This is a genomic window from Pseudarthrobacter sp. NamB4 (assembly GCF_005796185.1).
Classification (GTDB): domain Bacteria; phylum Actinomycetota; class Actinomycetes; order Actinomycetales; family Micrococcaceae; genus Arthrobacter.
The window spans coordinates 129589-142734 of sequence record NZ_VAHM01000004.1; the positions used below are offsets into that span (position 1 = coordinate 129589).

Annotated in this window: 13 protein-coding genes; 10 read left to right on the forward strand and 3 right to left on the reverse strand. The window is 66.3% G+C overall.

What is annotated here, in order from left to right:
• Nucleotides 1-102: 102 nt before the first annotated feature.
• The 9 genes from FDW81_RS05015 to FDW81_RS05055 all read left to right on the forward strand — a co-directional run bounded on the left by FDW81_RS05015 (nt 103) and on the right by FDW81_RS05055 (nt 9793).
• Nucleotides 103-891 (forward strand): hypothetical protein, encoded by a 789-nt coding sequence (locus FDW81_RS05015; RefSeq protein ID WP_138133067.1) that lies wholly within the window; start codon nt 103-105, stop codon nt 889-891.
• 123 nt (nt 892-1014) lie between these two features.
• The gene (locus FDW81_RS05020; protein ID WP_138133068.1) at nt 1015-2181 is read left to right on the forward strand and encodes an RtcB family protein; all 1167 of its coding nucleotides are present in this window, start codon (nt 1015-1017) and stop codon (nt 2179-2181) included.
• A 130-nt stretch (nt 2182-2311) separates the two neighbouring features.
• Nucleotides 2312-3451, forward strand: coding sequence for an ABC transporter substrate-binding protein (locus FDW81_RS05025; RefSeq protein ID WP_138133199.1), 1140 nt, complete (start codon nt 2312-2314; stop codon nt 3449-3451).
• Between the two features lie 25 nt (nt 3452-3476).
• Nucleotides 3477-4202 carry an ABC transporter ATP-binding protein gene (locus FDW81_RS05030; protein WP_138133069.1) on the forward strand — a complete coding sequence of 242 codons (726 nt, stop codon included), beginning with the start codon at nt 3477-3479 and terminating at the stop codon, nt 4200-4202.
• A complete protein-coding gene (locus FDW81_RS05035) occupies nt 4192-5139 on the forward strand; it encodes an ABC transporter permease (RefSeq protein ID WP_138133070.1) in 948 nt (315 codons plus the stop codon). Before FDW81_RS05030 ends, FDW81_RS05035 begins: the two co-directional genes overlap by 11 nt.
• 271 nt (nt 5140-5410) lie before the next feature.
• Nucleotides 5411-6352: a PLP-dependent cysteine synthase family protein gene (locus FDW81_RS05040; protein ID WP_138133071.1), complete on the forward strand. Its 942-nt coding sequence runs from the start codon at nt 5411-5413 to the stop codon at nt 6350-6352.
• 41 nt (nt 6353-6393) lie between these two features.
• A complete protein-coding gene (locus FDW81_RS05045; protein ID WP_138133072.1) occupies nt 6394-6858 on the forward strand; it encodes an SRPBCC family protein in 465 nt (154 codons plus the stop codon).
• A gap of 163 nt (nt 6859-7021) precedes the next feature.
• On the forward strand, nt 7022-8296 hold the full coding sequence (cobA, locus tag FDW81_RS05050) for a uroporphyrinogen-III C-methyltransferase (protein WP_138133073.1): 1275 nt from the start codon (nt 7022-7024) through the stop codon (nt 8294-8296).
• A 30-nt stretch (nt 8297-8326) separates the two neighbouring features.
• On the forward strand, nt 8327-9793 hold the full coding sequence (locus FDW81_RS05055) for an FAD-dependent oxidoreductase (protein WP_138133074.1): 1467 nt from the start codon (nt 8327-8329) through the stop codon (nt 9791-9793).
• A 75-nt stretch (nt 9794-9868) separates the two neighbouring features.
• On the opposite strand, the gene FDW81_RS18370 is transcribed toward FDW81_RS05055, so the two are convergent.
• The 3 genes from FDW81_RS18370 to FDW81_RS05075 form a co-directional block, all read right to left on the reverse strand.
• Nucleotides 9869-10588, reverse strand: coding sequence for an SRPBCC family protein (locus FDW81_RS18370; RefSeq protein WP_240719970.1), 720 nt, complete (start codon nt 10586-10588; stop codon nt 9869-9871).
• Nucleotides 10589-11191: 603 nt separating this feature from the next.
• Nucleotides 11192-12019, reverse strand: coding sequence for a DUF1206 domain-containing protein (locus FDW81_RS05070; protein WP_138133077.1), 828 nt, complete (start codon nt 12017-12019; stop codon nt 11192-11194).
• 3 nt (nt 12020-12022) lie between these two features.
• Nucleotides 12023-12313 (reverse strand): hypothetical protein, encoded by a 291-nt coding sequence (locus FDW81_RS05075; protein WP_138133078.1) that lies wholly within the window; start codon nt 12311-12313, stop codon nt 12023-12025.
• 156 nt (nt 12314-12469) lie between these two features.
• On the opposite strand from FDW81_RS05075, the gene FDW81_RS05080 reads away from it, so the two are divergent.
• Nucleotides 12470-13006 carry a hypothetical protein gene (locus tag FDW81_RS05080; RefSeq protein ID WP_138133079.1) on the forward strand — a complete coding sequence of 179 codons (537 nt, stop codon included), beginning with the start codon at nt 12470-12472 and terminating at the stop codon, nt 13004-13006.
• Nucleotides 13007-13146 lie beyond the last annotated feature (140 nt).

The window sequence follows — 13146 nt, forward strand, 5'->3', positions numbered from 1 at the left end:
CGTGCGGGCTGCTGCGGCACAAGGAGTTAATGGTCAGCGGGGGCACGAGCTTCCTCAGGGACCTGGACGCGACGGCGTTGGGGCGGACCGGTAAGGAGTACCGTGGAGAGATCGACAGGACATCGGTGGTACAGCCGCGCGGCTGAACTCTTCAGACGGGATTCCGAGGACTGGAGGATCCCGCCGCGGCAGGCACTGCTGCTCGCGCTGCTCCCTCTTGTCCTCGCCGTCGTCGTAGCGGCCACTGTTCCCTTCAAGGAGTTCTACCTCTGGCTCGTTGACGAGGACTCCCTCATCGAGTGGCTCCAGTTCCTCTGCCTGCTGGGCGCCTGCATCCTCCTGCCCATCATCACCTTCCGCCTCTTCCGGTCGGGACTGGCGCGCATTGCAGTCCTCTATGGGCTCGTCACACTCGGTGTATGGTTCCTCACCGGCGAGGAGATCTCGTGGGGCCAGCGCATCTTTGGCTGGGACACCCCCGAAGACCTGGAAGAGGTCAACCGCCAGGGGGAAACTACCGTCCACAACATCCGTGGAGTGCAGGAACTGGTCCCTGTCGCCATGCTTCTGGCCAGCCTGTACGGTGCCTGTGTCCCGCTGGTGTCAGCGGCGCTGGGTGACAGGTGGAGGGGGCTTGCGGCCAGGAAGCTGCTCGTTCCGCCGCTCTGCCTAGTACCGGCGTTCCTGCTGGCCGCGGCCTACCGCCTGTTCCGCCTGCTGATCTGGCCGGAACCCACATTCGTGATTTCGGAATACGGCGAAGTGATGGAACTATGCCTGTATCTGGGGCTGGCGCTGTTCTGCTGGTTCAACCTGCGCCTCCTGCGGCGGCCGCAGCTGGAGGCTGAGACCGGGGATGCGCCCCGCCGCCTGCACCGGAGGGCTATGTAGCTACCCGCCGGCGGCGCCCACTTCATGTTTCCAGGACCGCTTTGGGTTTCTGCAGGTCCTTGGCGGTCTGCCGGTTAGCCTGGGAACCACGTTAGTTCCCGGCCCCGTGGGAGAGGCACCTGCATGGAAACGATCAGCCCGAAGCTGTTGAACTGGGCGTCCATCCTTGACAGTCAGACCCGCGAGCAGGCTGTCAAGACGGCAAGCCTGCCCTTCATCTACCCGCACCTGGCCCTGATGCCGGATGCGCACCTGGGCAAGGGCGCCACCGTGGGTTCCGTCATCCCTACGCTGCGGGCGATCATCCCGGCGGCCGTGGGCGTGGACATCGGTTGCGGCATGATCGCGGTCCGCACCCAGTACTCCGTCAAGGACCTTCCGAAGGACCGGAAACGGATCCGGGAGGACATCGAGCGTGTCATTCCTCTCTCGGCGGGGCGCAACAACAAAAGGATCCTGCCCACCGCCGAGCCACGCATCGCGGAGCTGAAGCAAATGGCTGCGAAGTCCGGGTTCAACCCGGCGCAGTACCTGCGCCAGTGGGAGCTGCAGCTGGGTTCGTTGGGCTCAGGCAACCATTTCATCGAAATCTGCGCGGACGAGGCGGACGGCGTATGGCTCTTCCTGCACTCCGGCTCGCGGGGCATCGGCAACAAGATTGCCCAACACCACATCGGCGTTGCCCAGCATGTCACCCGTAAGAACCAGGTCTACCTCCCCGACCCGGACCTCGCTTACCTCGACGAGGGCACGCCTCAATTCGACCGCTACATCGCCGAGCTGCGCTGGGCACAGCACTTCGCCCTGCTCAACCGCGAAGAAATGATGGACCGGGTGAGAGCCCAATTCGCCCACTGGGTCGGCGGGCCCGTGCAGGAGCTGGAACGGATCAACTGCCACCACAACTTCACCCAGCAGGAGACGCACTACGGCAAATCCGTGTGGGTGTCCCGGAAGGGGGCCATCAAAGCCGAGCCCGGCGATCCGGGACTTATCCCCGGATCCATGGGGACGGCGTCGTACGTGGTGGAAGGCCGTGGCAACGCGGCGTCCCTGCACTCATCGCCCCACGGTGCGGGCCGGGAGTACTCGCGCAACGCGGCCCGGAAGGCGTTCACGCTGGAGGAGCTGAAGCGGGCGATGCGGGGGATCGAATTCCGTGCTTCGGAGGCTTTTATCGACGAAATCCCCGCCGCCTACAAGCCGATCGACCAGGTGATGCAGGATGCCGCGGACCTGGTGAGCGTGAGGCACAAGCTGCGGCAGCTGGTCAATGTGAAGGGCAACTGAACCGCCATACCGAGGCAGTCCTGCGTCCAAATGTGACGCTAGATGAACCAGCGTGACCCCCCGTTTCCGCTTCATTGAACGGGTTTGGGCCACTCCCTATGGTGAAACAATGACTAGTTCCAAGCCCGGGATGACCCGCATCGTGGCAGGCGAAAGCGCGGTCCCCAAGCGCAAGCGTGCCATCGAGGCTGCCCTGGCTATCGGGCTGGTCCTGCTGATTGCCGTGGGCGCCGTGGTGGCATCCACCGTTTCGCGTAAAACCGAGGCTCAGGCGGCTGAACCCGCCCCCGCTGCCGAGCTCAAGCTGGGCTATTTCGGCAACGTCACGCACGCACCCGCCCTGGTGGGCATCAAAGAAGGCTTCCTTGCCGAAGCGTTGGGCAACACCGCCCTGAGCACAGAGACATTCAACGCCGGACCCGCGGCCATCGAGGCGCTGAACGCAGGCGCCATCGACGCCGCCTACATCGGCCCCAACCCGGCCATCAACTCTTTCGTGAAAAGCCAGGGCGAATCCGTCAGGATCATTGCCGGTGCCGCAGCCGGCGGAGCCCAGCTGGTGGTGAAGCCGGAGATCAATTCCGCCGCCAACCTCAAGGGAAAAACCCTTGCCTCGCCGCAGTTGGGCGGCACCCAGGACGTAGCCTTGCGGGCGTGGCTCGCGGACCAGGGATACAAGACCAACGTGGACGGCAGCGGCGATGTCGCCATCAATCCCACCGAGAACGCCCAGTCGCTGAAGCTGTTCCAGGACGGAAAGCTCGACGGCGCGTGGTTGCCTGAGCCGTGGGCCTCCCGCCTGGTGCTCCAGGCCGGAGCGAAGGTGCTGGTGGACGAAAAGGACCTGTGGGATGGGGCCGTAACCGGCAAACCCGGCGAGTTCCCCACCACCGTCCTGATCGTGAACCAGAAGTTCGCTGCGGACCACCCGGAAACCGTCAAGGCACTGCTGGCCGGCCACGCCAAGTCGGTGGCCTGGCTGAACCAGGCGCCGGCCGGAGAGAAGGCCGCCGTCATCAACGCCGCCCTGCAGGAGTCCGCCGGTGCGGCCCTGGCTGATGACGTCCTGGCCCGCTCGCTGGCCAATATCACCTTCACCCTTGACCCGCTGGCCGGAGGCTACCCGCGGCTGCTGCAGGACGGCGTCGAAGCCGGCACCACCAGGCAGGCCGATCTTAACGGGCTCTTTGACCTCCGCTCGCTGAATGAGGTCACCGCGGGCGCCGGCAGCACCGACAGGATTTCCGCGGCCGGCCTCGGCCAGGACTGACCAACCACTACCTAAGGACGGCACCATGCCAGTCGTACTGGAACACCTGGGCAAGCGCTTCGGCGACGGCGCCCCGGTACTGGACGACGTCAACGCCAACATCGCGAAGGGCGAGTTCGTTGCCCTCCTCGGTGCATCCGGCTGCGGCAAGTCCACGCTGCTGAACATCATTGCGGGACTGGAAGCGCCGACGTCGGGCGCCCTGGAAGTTCCCAGCGATGGTGCAGCCTTTATGTTCCAGGACGCCGCCCTGTTTCCCTGGCTCACTGCCCGGGAGAACATCGAACTGGCCCTGAAGTTCCGCGGCGTTGGTAAGTCCGAGCGCCGGACCAAGGCACAGGAGCTGCTGGAACTGGTGCACCTGGGAAACGCGGGGGACAAGCGCCCGCACGAGCTGTCCGGCGGCATGCGCCAGCGCGTTTCGCTCGCCCGGTCGTTGGCCCAGGACCGGCAGCTGCTGCTCATGGATGAGCCGTTCGCGGCTCTGGACGCAATCACCCGCGACCTGCTGCATGACGAGCTGGAGCGGATCTGGAAGGAAACCGGACGCACCATCGTCTTCGTCACCCACAACGTCCGCGAAGCCGTCCGGCTGGGCCAGCGCGTGCTGCTGCTGTCCTCCCGTCCCGGCCGCGTGGTCCAGGAATGGGCCGTCACCGAGGAACACCGAACCGACGCCGGGCTCGCCGGCCAGCTGACCGGGGTCATCACCGCCCGGCTGCGGGAGGAGATTCGCCGCCATGCCAAGTAATCCCACGCCCCTTGCAGAAGCGCCGTCCGAGCCTGCCGAAAGCCAGCACATCCATGCCGCTTTGACGAGGACTTCAACCGGCAGGGAGGACCTCCGGGAACTTGAGTCCGGGCTGGACTCGCTCCAGTCGGATGCCGAGCGCAAGCACCGGATCGAGTGGAGCCGGATCCTCCTGCCGGTTGCCGCGCTGGTGGTCCTGGTGCTCGTCTGGCAGTTCTATGTCTCGCTCGGGGTGAAGCGCCGGGACCTGGTGCCCGGGCCGCTCGACGTGGTCACCCAGATGGGCGTCCTGTGGAATGAGGGCAAACTCCAGGAAGCCGTGTGGACGTCCCTGCAGCGCGGGCTGGCGGGGTTCCTGATTTCGGTGGCAATCGCTACGCCGGTTGGCCTGCTGCTGGCCCAGGTTGCCCCGCTGCGCCGCGCCTTCGGCCCTTTGATTTCCGGCCTGCAGGTGCTGCCTTCCGTCGCCTGGGTGCCCGCGGCCATTATCTGGTTCGGCCTCACCGACGCCACCGTGTACTTCGTGGTCTTCATGGGCGCCATCCCCTCCATCATCAACGGGCTTATCTCGGGGGTGGACCAGATTCCGCCGCAGTACCGCCGGGTGGGGACCGTCCTGGGCGCCTCGCGGCTGCAAATGGCGCTGCAGGTCATCCTCCCGGCCGCGCTGCCTGGCTACCTGGGCGGGCTGAAGCAGGGCTGGGCATTCTCATGGCGTTCGCTCATGGCCGCGGAGATTATCGCGGTGGGCGGCACCATCGGCTTCGGCCTGGGCTCGCTGCTGGACCAGGGCCGCATCCTGTCCGACATGACCGTGGTGATGTCGGCAATCCTGCTGATCCTCGCCGTCGGCATTTTGATCGAACTGCTGGTGTTCGGGCCTATCGAGAAGCGCCTCCTGCGCCGCCGTGGCCTGTTGGCGGGCAGCACCCGGTAGCGCCTTCATCGTGACGGCCAAAGCCCGACGGCGACCTCCCGCCGTCGGGCTTCGTTGTGCTTGATGACCACATGCGTAACTTATGGCCGCCCCGCGCTGCCTCCGCCCTGTAGTTGCAGGGGCCGGCCCCCGCGGCTGTCCCAAGAGTTACGCAATCCGGTCGCATCCCCGACTCGAGCGCCACTGGTGCCCCGATCCAGCAGGGGTATACCGTAAGTTTCATCCGGCAACTCTCCTGAGACCGGGCGGACGGTAAGTTCGAGGCGGGAACATGGAACGTGCGGCGGAGGCAAGCGAGGGCGTCCTGGCGGGGATTGGTTCCACACCACTGGTCGAGCTGCGGAAAGTGGTGCCGCAGGGGTCAGCGCGGGTGCTGGCGAAGCTGGAATTCGCCAACCCTACCGGAAGCATGAAGGACAGGATGGCCGTGGCTGCGGTCAAAGCCGCAGAAGCACGCGGTGATATCAGCCCGGGCGACACCGTGGTCGAGTACACCGCCGGAACAACAGGCATCTCGCTCGCGTTGGCCTGCGCGGCCAAGGGCTACCGGCTGCATGTCGTTTTCTCGGACGCTTTCAGCGACGAAAAGCGCCGCACCATGGAGGCCCTGGGGGCAACGGTCGAGGACGTGCCCAGTGACCGTGGGCGCATCACTGAAACCTTGATCAAGGCGATGATCGCCCGCGCCGGTGAGTTAAGCGCCCAGCCGGGCCACTGGGCCTGCGACCAGCTCAACAACCGTGACGCCATCACCGGCTACCTGGCCCTGGGTGAGGAAATCTGGCAGCAGTCGAATGGCCGGATGGACGCCTTCGTCCAGTCTGTCGGAACTGCCCACTCCATCCACGGTGCGGCCCGCGCCCTGCGCCGGCACCTGCCTGCGCTGAGGGTCGTCGCCGTCGAGCCGGCTGAGTCGTCCGTACTCTCCGGCGGCCCTACTGGCTCCCACCGAATAGAAGGAATCGGGATCGGCTTCACGCCGCCGCTATGGGAACCGGAGGAGGTGGATGCCATAGAACTGGTCTCTTCCGAGGATGCAATGGCGATGGGCCGCCGCCTCGCCCGGGAGGAAGGAATTTTCGCCGGTACCTCCTCAGGAGGAAATGTTGTTGCCGCGTTGCGCGTAGCCGAACAGCTGGGTCCGGACGCAACTGTCGTCACCATCATGGTTGACTCCGGCTTCCGCTATCTCAGCACTGGGCTGTACGGGTAGAGGTGCCTGCCCGCCCTGAAACCATCTGAAAGACTGGCGCCATGACCGTGAGCTTCGTGTGCCGCACCGAATCCGACCTTCCGCCGGAGCAGCTCTTCGACTTGGCCCGCAGCGTTGACGTGCACGTGGATTCCCAGAAGGGAACGGGGGAGCGGGCAGTGGCCGGTGTGACGTCAGGGTTGATCGGGCACGGCCAGGAGGTCACGTGGCGGGCCCGGCACTTCGGGCTCCCGCTCACCATGACCAGCCGCATCACCCACTTTGACTACCCCAGGAGCTTTTTGGACGAGCAAGTCCGGGGCCCGTTCAAGTCCTTCCGTCACATCCACGGGTTCGAAGCCACGGCCGGCGGCAGCATCATGACCGACCAGGTTGAATTCACGGCGCCGTTCGGGCTCCTGGGACGGGTCCTGGAGCAGGTGGTCCTGCGCCGGTACCTGCAGCGGCTGATCCGGGAGCGCGGCCGGTACCTTGCCGGTGCGGGCAGCCGAACCGGGGGACTTTGACACGGACGCGCCGGGTGCCACGCCAACCCCGCCGCATTCCCCGCCAAAGTGCCCCGGATGGAGCACGACGGCGGGCGGTTGGCTATGTGACGCAGCGTTACCTCGCGTGAACTGGTGTTGCTCGGCCTTTGTGGGCGATTGTGACGCGGCCTACCGTTGATTCATGGCGATTCAGGATATCTACCCCACAGCGCTGCGGCTGCTCGGCCGTCCCGTGCTGGTGGTGGGCGGCGGCCCCGTGGCTGCCCGCCGCGCCAAGGGACTGCTCGACGCCGGTGCAGTGGTCACCGTCGTGGCTCCGGTTGCCTCGCCCGGGCTGAAGGACATGTCCGACGCCGGCCTCCTCACCTGGCAGCAGCGCCCGTACCTTTCACAGGACGTCGAGGGCGTCTGGTTCGTCCAGACCGCCACCGGTGATCCTGCAGTGGATGCCCAGGTTTCCACCGACGCCGAGGCGCAGCGCGTCTGGTGCGTCAACGCCTCCGACCATGAAGCCTCCGCTGCCTGGACCCCGGCTGTTGCGGAAGTGGATGACGTCAAGATCGCAGTGAACGCCGGGGGAGACCCGAGCCGCGCCATGGCAGTGCGCGACGCCGTTGCTACCGCCCTGGAAACGGGCGACCTTCCGTTGCGCCGCCGACGCGCCGCCCGGACCGGCTCCGTTGCCCTGGTGGGCGGCGGACCCGGCGACACCGGGCTCATTACCGTCCGCGGCCGCCGGCTCCTGGGCCAGGCCGACGTCGTAGTTGCCGACCGTCTCGGCCCGCGCGAACTCCTGAACGAACTGGCGCCGGACGTCCGCGTCATCGAGGTCGGCAAGACGCCCGGCCACCATCCTGTGCCGCAGGCAGAGATCAATCGGATCCTGGTCGAGGAAGCCCTGCACGGCCACCGCGTGGTCAGGCTAAAAGGGGGCGACCCCTACGTCCTGGGCCGCGGCGGCGAGGAAGCGGAATACTGCCGCCAGCACGGCGTCGAGGTTGAGGTGGTCTCCGGTGTCACGTCCGCGATTTCCGTCCCCGCCGCCGCCGGCATACCCGTCACCCACCGGGGCCTGGCCAAGGGCTTCAGCGTGGTCACCGGCCACGAAGAACTGTCCGAAGTTCCGGCCCGCGCGGACCACACCATCGTCCTGCTGATGGGCGTCGGCCAGCTTCGTGAGTCCGCGTCCGCGCTGGGCGAAGCCGGGCTGCCCGGTGACACCCCGGTTGGTATCGTAGAGAACGGCTATTTGCCGGACCAGCGCGTGACGATTGGCACGCTTGGTTCCATTGCCGACCAGGCGGAAGCCGCCGGCGTCGCAAATCCCGCAGTGATTGTCATCGGTGACGTGGTGCGCGTGAGCCCCTTCGCGCCGTTGCACTTCAAAACCGCTGACTACAGCACCACCACACCGAACAAGCCCCGCACCACCAAGCCCCGAGTCCTCACCACCTAGCCACTGGACCGAAGAAAAAGGAACACAGCCGTGTCATCAAGCACTCCCGTAGGTTCTGCCGAACGTCCGCTGCGCGTTGCCGTTGTGGGCTCCGGCCCGGCCGGCGTCTACGCCGCCGACATCCTCACCAAGAGCGAAGCCGTCAAGAGCGGCGAGCTGACCGTGAGCATCGACCTGTTCGACCGCTACCCGGCACCCTACGGCCTGATCCGCTACGGCGTGGCCCCGGACCACCCCCGCATCAAGGGCATCGTCAACGCCCTGCACAAGGTCCTGGACCGCGGCGACATCCGCTTCTTCGGCAACGTGGACTACGGCACGGACCTCACCATCGAGGACCTGCGCACGCACTACGACGCCGTCATCTTCGCCACCGGCGCCATCAAGGACGCAGACCTGAACATCCCCGGCATCGAGCTTGAGGGTTCCTTCGGCGGCGCAGACTTCGTCTCCTGGTACGACGGCCACCCGGACGTCCCCCGCGAATGGCCGCTGGACGCCAAGGAAATCGCCGTGATCGGCAATGGCAACGTGGCCCTGGACGTGGCCCGCGTCCTGTCCAAGCACGCGGACGACCTGGTCACCACCGAAATCCCGGACAACGTCTACGCCGGACTGAAGGCCTCGCCCGTCACTGACGTGCACGTCTTCGGCCGCCGCGGCCCCGCCCAGGTCAAGTTCACCCCGCTGGAGCTGCGCGAACTGTCCCACTCCAAGGACGTAGACATCATCCTGTACCCGGAGGACTTCGAGTTCGACGAGGAATCGGACCGCCAGATCCAGACCAACAACCAGACCAAGACCATGGTGGGCACCCTCACCAACTGGATCGCCGAGCAGCCCGAGGATCTTTCCGAGCTGAAGGCTTCCCGCCGCCTGCACCTGCACTTCCTGCACAGCCCGGTGGCGATCTATGACGACGCCGAGACGCCGGGCAAGGTGGCCGGCATCAAGTTCGAGCGCACCGAGCTGGACGGCACGGGTAATGCCCGGGGCACCGGCGAGTATGTGGATTACCCGGTCCAGGCCGTGTACCGCGCCATCGGCTACTTTGGTTCGGCCCTGCCGGAGATCGAGTTCGACCACAAGAAGGGTGTCATCCCGAACGATGGCGGCCGCGTCCTGGACGCCTCCGGCACCCATGTGCCGGGCATCTACGCCACGGGCTGGATCAAGCGTGGTCCGGTCGGCCTGATCGGCCACACCAAGGGTGACGCCCTCGAAACCGTCACTTATCTGCTGGAAGACCGGGAGAACCTGCCGGTGGCCAGCGTCCCCGGGGAGGACGCCGTCGTCGAACTGCTGGACTCCCGCGGCGTGAAGTTCACCAGCTGGGAAGGCTGGCTGGCCCTGGACGCCCACGAACTGGCCCTCGGCGCCGCGGCCACCGAGGCCGGCGGTTCGCACGGCGTTGAGGTCAAGCGTGAGCGCATCAAGGTGGTGCCGCGCGAGGACATGGTCAACATCTCGCGTGATGGTGTTGCCGCGCAGGTCTAGAAAACAGCTTCAAAAAGAAGGCCGGCAGGGCGGGAGGGAAGTTCCCGGGCTGCCGGCCTTCTTCGTCAACCGGGGCTATTTACCGGCACCGCCTGCGGCCATGAGTTCCAGCCGCTTGAGCGTCTCACGGTTCCGCACGGTGATCATGGGGTCCCGCAGGAACTTGGGCATCAGTTTCCCGGGCCCTCGGATGGCGTCCTCGGCCATGGTGACCTTGCAGGTATCGCCCTGGTCCTCCAGCGTGATGGCCACTCTTGCTTCCCCCAGCGGCCAGCCTCTCGCCACAATCTCAAGCGAGCGTTCGGGCTCCACCGATGTCACGCTGGTGCTGTCATTGATCAGGAAGGGCCAAGCGCCCACGGAATGGTGCAGCCGTGAACCGGCGTGCGGCCAGAGGTCGTCCACTGCCCGGATCCGGGAGGCACCCACCACCCAGCCGGAGTAGAGCCAGCCGTCGGCAATCACCCGCCAGACGTCTGCGGCGGGGCAGTTGAACACCTGGGACACAGTTGCCATGGTCTTCCTTTCTGTTGCCGCTGTGCCGGCAAGGCCGGCCGCGGAGTGGTCCGCTGGGGTGGAGGGTACGACGGCGGCTGGGGCCTTGCGCTGCGCCGCCAGGTAGGAGCGCTCCCGCAGGCGCCGGCTCCACCCGTAGGCCTGCAGCCCCGGGGGCTGGTTCGCGAGCGGGTCGAAGCGGAGGGACGTGTCGCCCGGGCGGGGGCTGGCATGGAGGCGGAGCTCGCCGCACTGGCGCCACGCCCGGCAGGCCTGGCCCAGTACAGTCCGAGCACCCACTCGCCGGTTGCCAATGACCCTTCGCGCAACTCCATGGTCCGCACCCCCAGAAGGACCGGGCCTTTCGGCCCCCGGTACGGCATGAGGGTTGTCAGGGTGGCGCTGGCGACGTCAAGTTTCGGCTGGAGCAGGAACCGGCCGGGAACCCGCCAGCCCGTGGAGGAGAACAGGATGTCGGCAGGGCTGCCGGTGGCTGCATGGCCGCTGGACGAAGAACCGGGATTCGGGGTGAGGCGCAGTGCCAGGCCCAGGACGTCCGGCAAGGACTGCGGCAGCCCGGCCGACCTGGAGAACCTCGCCTGGACGGTGTCCAGCCCCGGGGCGTCCAGCCAATCCACTCCGCTTGGCTCGTGCCCGCTGCCGGTCCTAACCAGCTCCCCGGAGAGTCCCAGGCCGTCCGGATGGATGGGCCGGTCGGGCCGTGCCAGCTTCACGAGCCGGAAAAGTCCCGCGAAGGCGCGGCCGGCGGCCTCCGTGACGGCGGGAGCCGGATCCCCGCGCATGCCCAAGGCAGAACCCGGGGCCAGGCCGGCGCCGTCGTCCGTTGTCTGTTCACTCAGCACGTGCTGCGTCATGCTTAACCCCTACCCACAAAAAGCGGAACTACATGCGTCCGAACCGCGACCGGATCAGGGCGAAGATGCCGTAGGCGATGAACCCGGCCCCGATGGCGACCAACAGGTACGGCCCCCAGGGATGGTCACGGAGGGCTTTGAGGCTACCGTCGAGGCCGGTGGATTCATCCGGGTTGTGCTTGGCGGCGGCTATGACGAACAGGAGTCCGGTGAGGACCAGGGCCACGCCCTTGGAGATGTGGCCGGTTATGCCCAGGCCGTCAATGATCCTGCCCCGCCGTCTGCCGTCGAAATAGAAAAGTTCCTCCTTGAAGCCCCGCCGGACGCCCTTCCACACGAAGTAGATGCCGATGCCCACGGTGGTCAGTCCCAGCGCCACAAGGGTCCACAGCCCCCAGGGCGTGGCCATCAGTGAGGCACTGAAGTCCCGGGTGCTTTCGCTGGAATCGCCCCGCAGCCCTACCGCAAAGCCGGCGAAGCTCACCCCAACGCTGCTGTAGGCGATGGCCAGGAAGCCCGAGGAAATCAGCTTGGCCACCCGTTCCTTGCGGGGGGCGCGGCGCATTCGCAGGGTGGCCTCGCTTGCCTGCCAGAGACCTAGGCCGAAACATGCAAGGACGCAGGCCCACATCACCAGCGGGCCCCACGCATTGGCCGCCAGCTGTTCAATCGCCCCGGTGGGTTCCGCTTCCCCGGGCTGGCCGAAAGCAACGGCGATGGCGATGGCACCGATGATCACGTGGAGCAGTGCCATGACGGCGAATCCCGCGCGCGCCAGGACGTCGAGGACCTTGTGGTTGGATGCCTCCTCGACCGCGTCGGCGGCCTGGCTGAGGGTGGATTCCCCGTCGGACATCGGTCAGCCGTTCATCGGCCCTTCGGCGCGCAGCTTCTCGGCGCCGGGTCCTTCGACGTGCACGGTGCAGCGGACCACGAGCTTCCCGGGGGCATTGTCGAGTTCCACGAGCGAATCGTCTGCGCTGAGTACGGTAAACACCTGGGAGTCAGCCACCACGGACACCCCCTTGGCCTTCGCGGTTTCCCGCGCATTGGCCAGCGCCTCGGCCTGGAGGTTTTTGACGTACGCACTTTCGTGTTCCCGTGCCGGGTCCCCGAAGGCCCAGCCGAACAGAGTCCCTGCATTTCCCATGGCGACGATATTACGCGGTCCACTCCTGAAAAGACGGGCTTTCGTAACATTAGTAAGTGTGCTTACCATAGGCGGACCATGACCTTGATGGGACACGGCAAGCGAAGTCCGCAGAAGCGGCATCTCGGAACCAGTTCAACGTTAGGAATGCACATCATGGCAGGAAATCTCTTTGCCCGGTCAGTTCACGATCTGACGGCAGCAGCGTGGTTCGGCGGATCCCTCATGGGTGCCATCGGCCTGAACGGAGCCGCGGCAGCGGCCAAGGACCCTTCCGAGCGGACCCGGCTGTCAAGTGCCGGCTGGATGAAATGGGCGCCGTTCCAGACGGCAGCGTTCGCCTCACACCTGGTGGCGGACCTTGCCATCGCTTTGGAGAACAAGGAACGCATCGCCAAGCAGGAGGGCGTTGCCCGGGACACGGTGATCAAGACTGCTGTCACCGTGGCCGGCGCAGCGGTGACCCTTTACTCAGGCATCCTGGGCAAAAAGGTCGAAAAGCTGGCGGCCGAGGGTGCCGAAGGTGCCACCGAGCCGCAGCCGGGCGCCTCGGAGGAGTTGAAGGCGGCACAGCAGCAGCTGAAGGCGCTGCAGTGGGTCATCCCCGCGTTCGCCGGACTGGTGATTGTCCTCGGTGCCAAGCACGGCGAGATGCAGCGGCCCAAGAATGTGTTTGCCGGACTTCGCTCCTAGGCACGCGTACCGCCCCTCGCGGCGGTAGGGGCAGAACACACGACGACGGTCCGGCACCCAGGTGCCGGACCGTCGCCGTACGTCCCCTCCCGGTAAGGTTTTTGTCCTCTTATGCAGAACTCCAAGTCCCGGAAGTCTGC

Excerpts from the sequence above, each read along its gene's own strand:
- FDW81_RS05020 (WP_138133068.1), top strand. The coding sequence starts at position 1,015 with ATGGAAACGATCAGCCCGAAGCTGTTGAACTGGGCGTCCATCCTTGAC.
- FDW81_RS05025 (WP_138133199.1), top strand. The coding sequence starts at position 2,312 with ATGACCCGCATCGTGGCAGGCGAAAGCGCGGTCCCCAAGCGCAAGCGT.
- FDW81_RS05030 (WP_138133069.1), top strand. The coding sequence starts at position 3,477 with ATGCCAGTCGTACTGGAACACCTGGGCAAGCGCTTCGGCGACGGCGCC.
- FDW81_RS05035 (WP_138133070.1), top strand. The coding sequence starts at position 4,192 with ATGCCAAGTAATCCCACGCCCCTTGCAGAAGCGCCGTCCGAGCCTGCC.
- FDW81_RS05040 (WP_138133071.1), top strand. The coding sequence starts at position 5,411 with ATGGAACGTGCGGCGGAGGCAAGCGAGGGCGTCCTGGCGGGGATTGGT.
- FDW81_RS05045 (WP_138133072.1), top strand. The coding sequence starts at position 6,394 with ATGACCGTGAGCTTCGTGTGCCGCACCGAATCCGACCTTCCGCCGGAG.
- cobA (WP_138133073.1), top strand. The coding sequence starts at position 7,022 with ATGGCGATTCAGGATATCTACCCCACAGCGCTGCGGCTGCTCGGCCGT.
- FDW81_RS05070 (WP_138133077.1), bottom strand. The coding sequence starts at position 12,019 with ATGTCCGACGGGGAATCCACCCTCAGCCAGGCCGCCGACGCGGTCGAG.
- FDW81_RS05075 (WP_138133078.1), bottom strand. The coding sequence starts at position 12,313 with ATGGGAAATGCAGGGACTCTGTTCGGCTGGGCCTTCGGGGACCCGGCA.
- FDW81_RS05080 (WP_138133079.1), top strand. The coding sequence starts at position 12,470 with ATGGCAGGAAATCTCTTTGCCCGGTCAGTTCACGATCTGACGGCAGCA.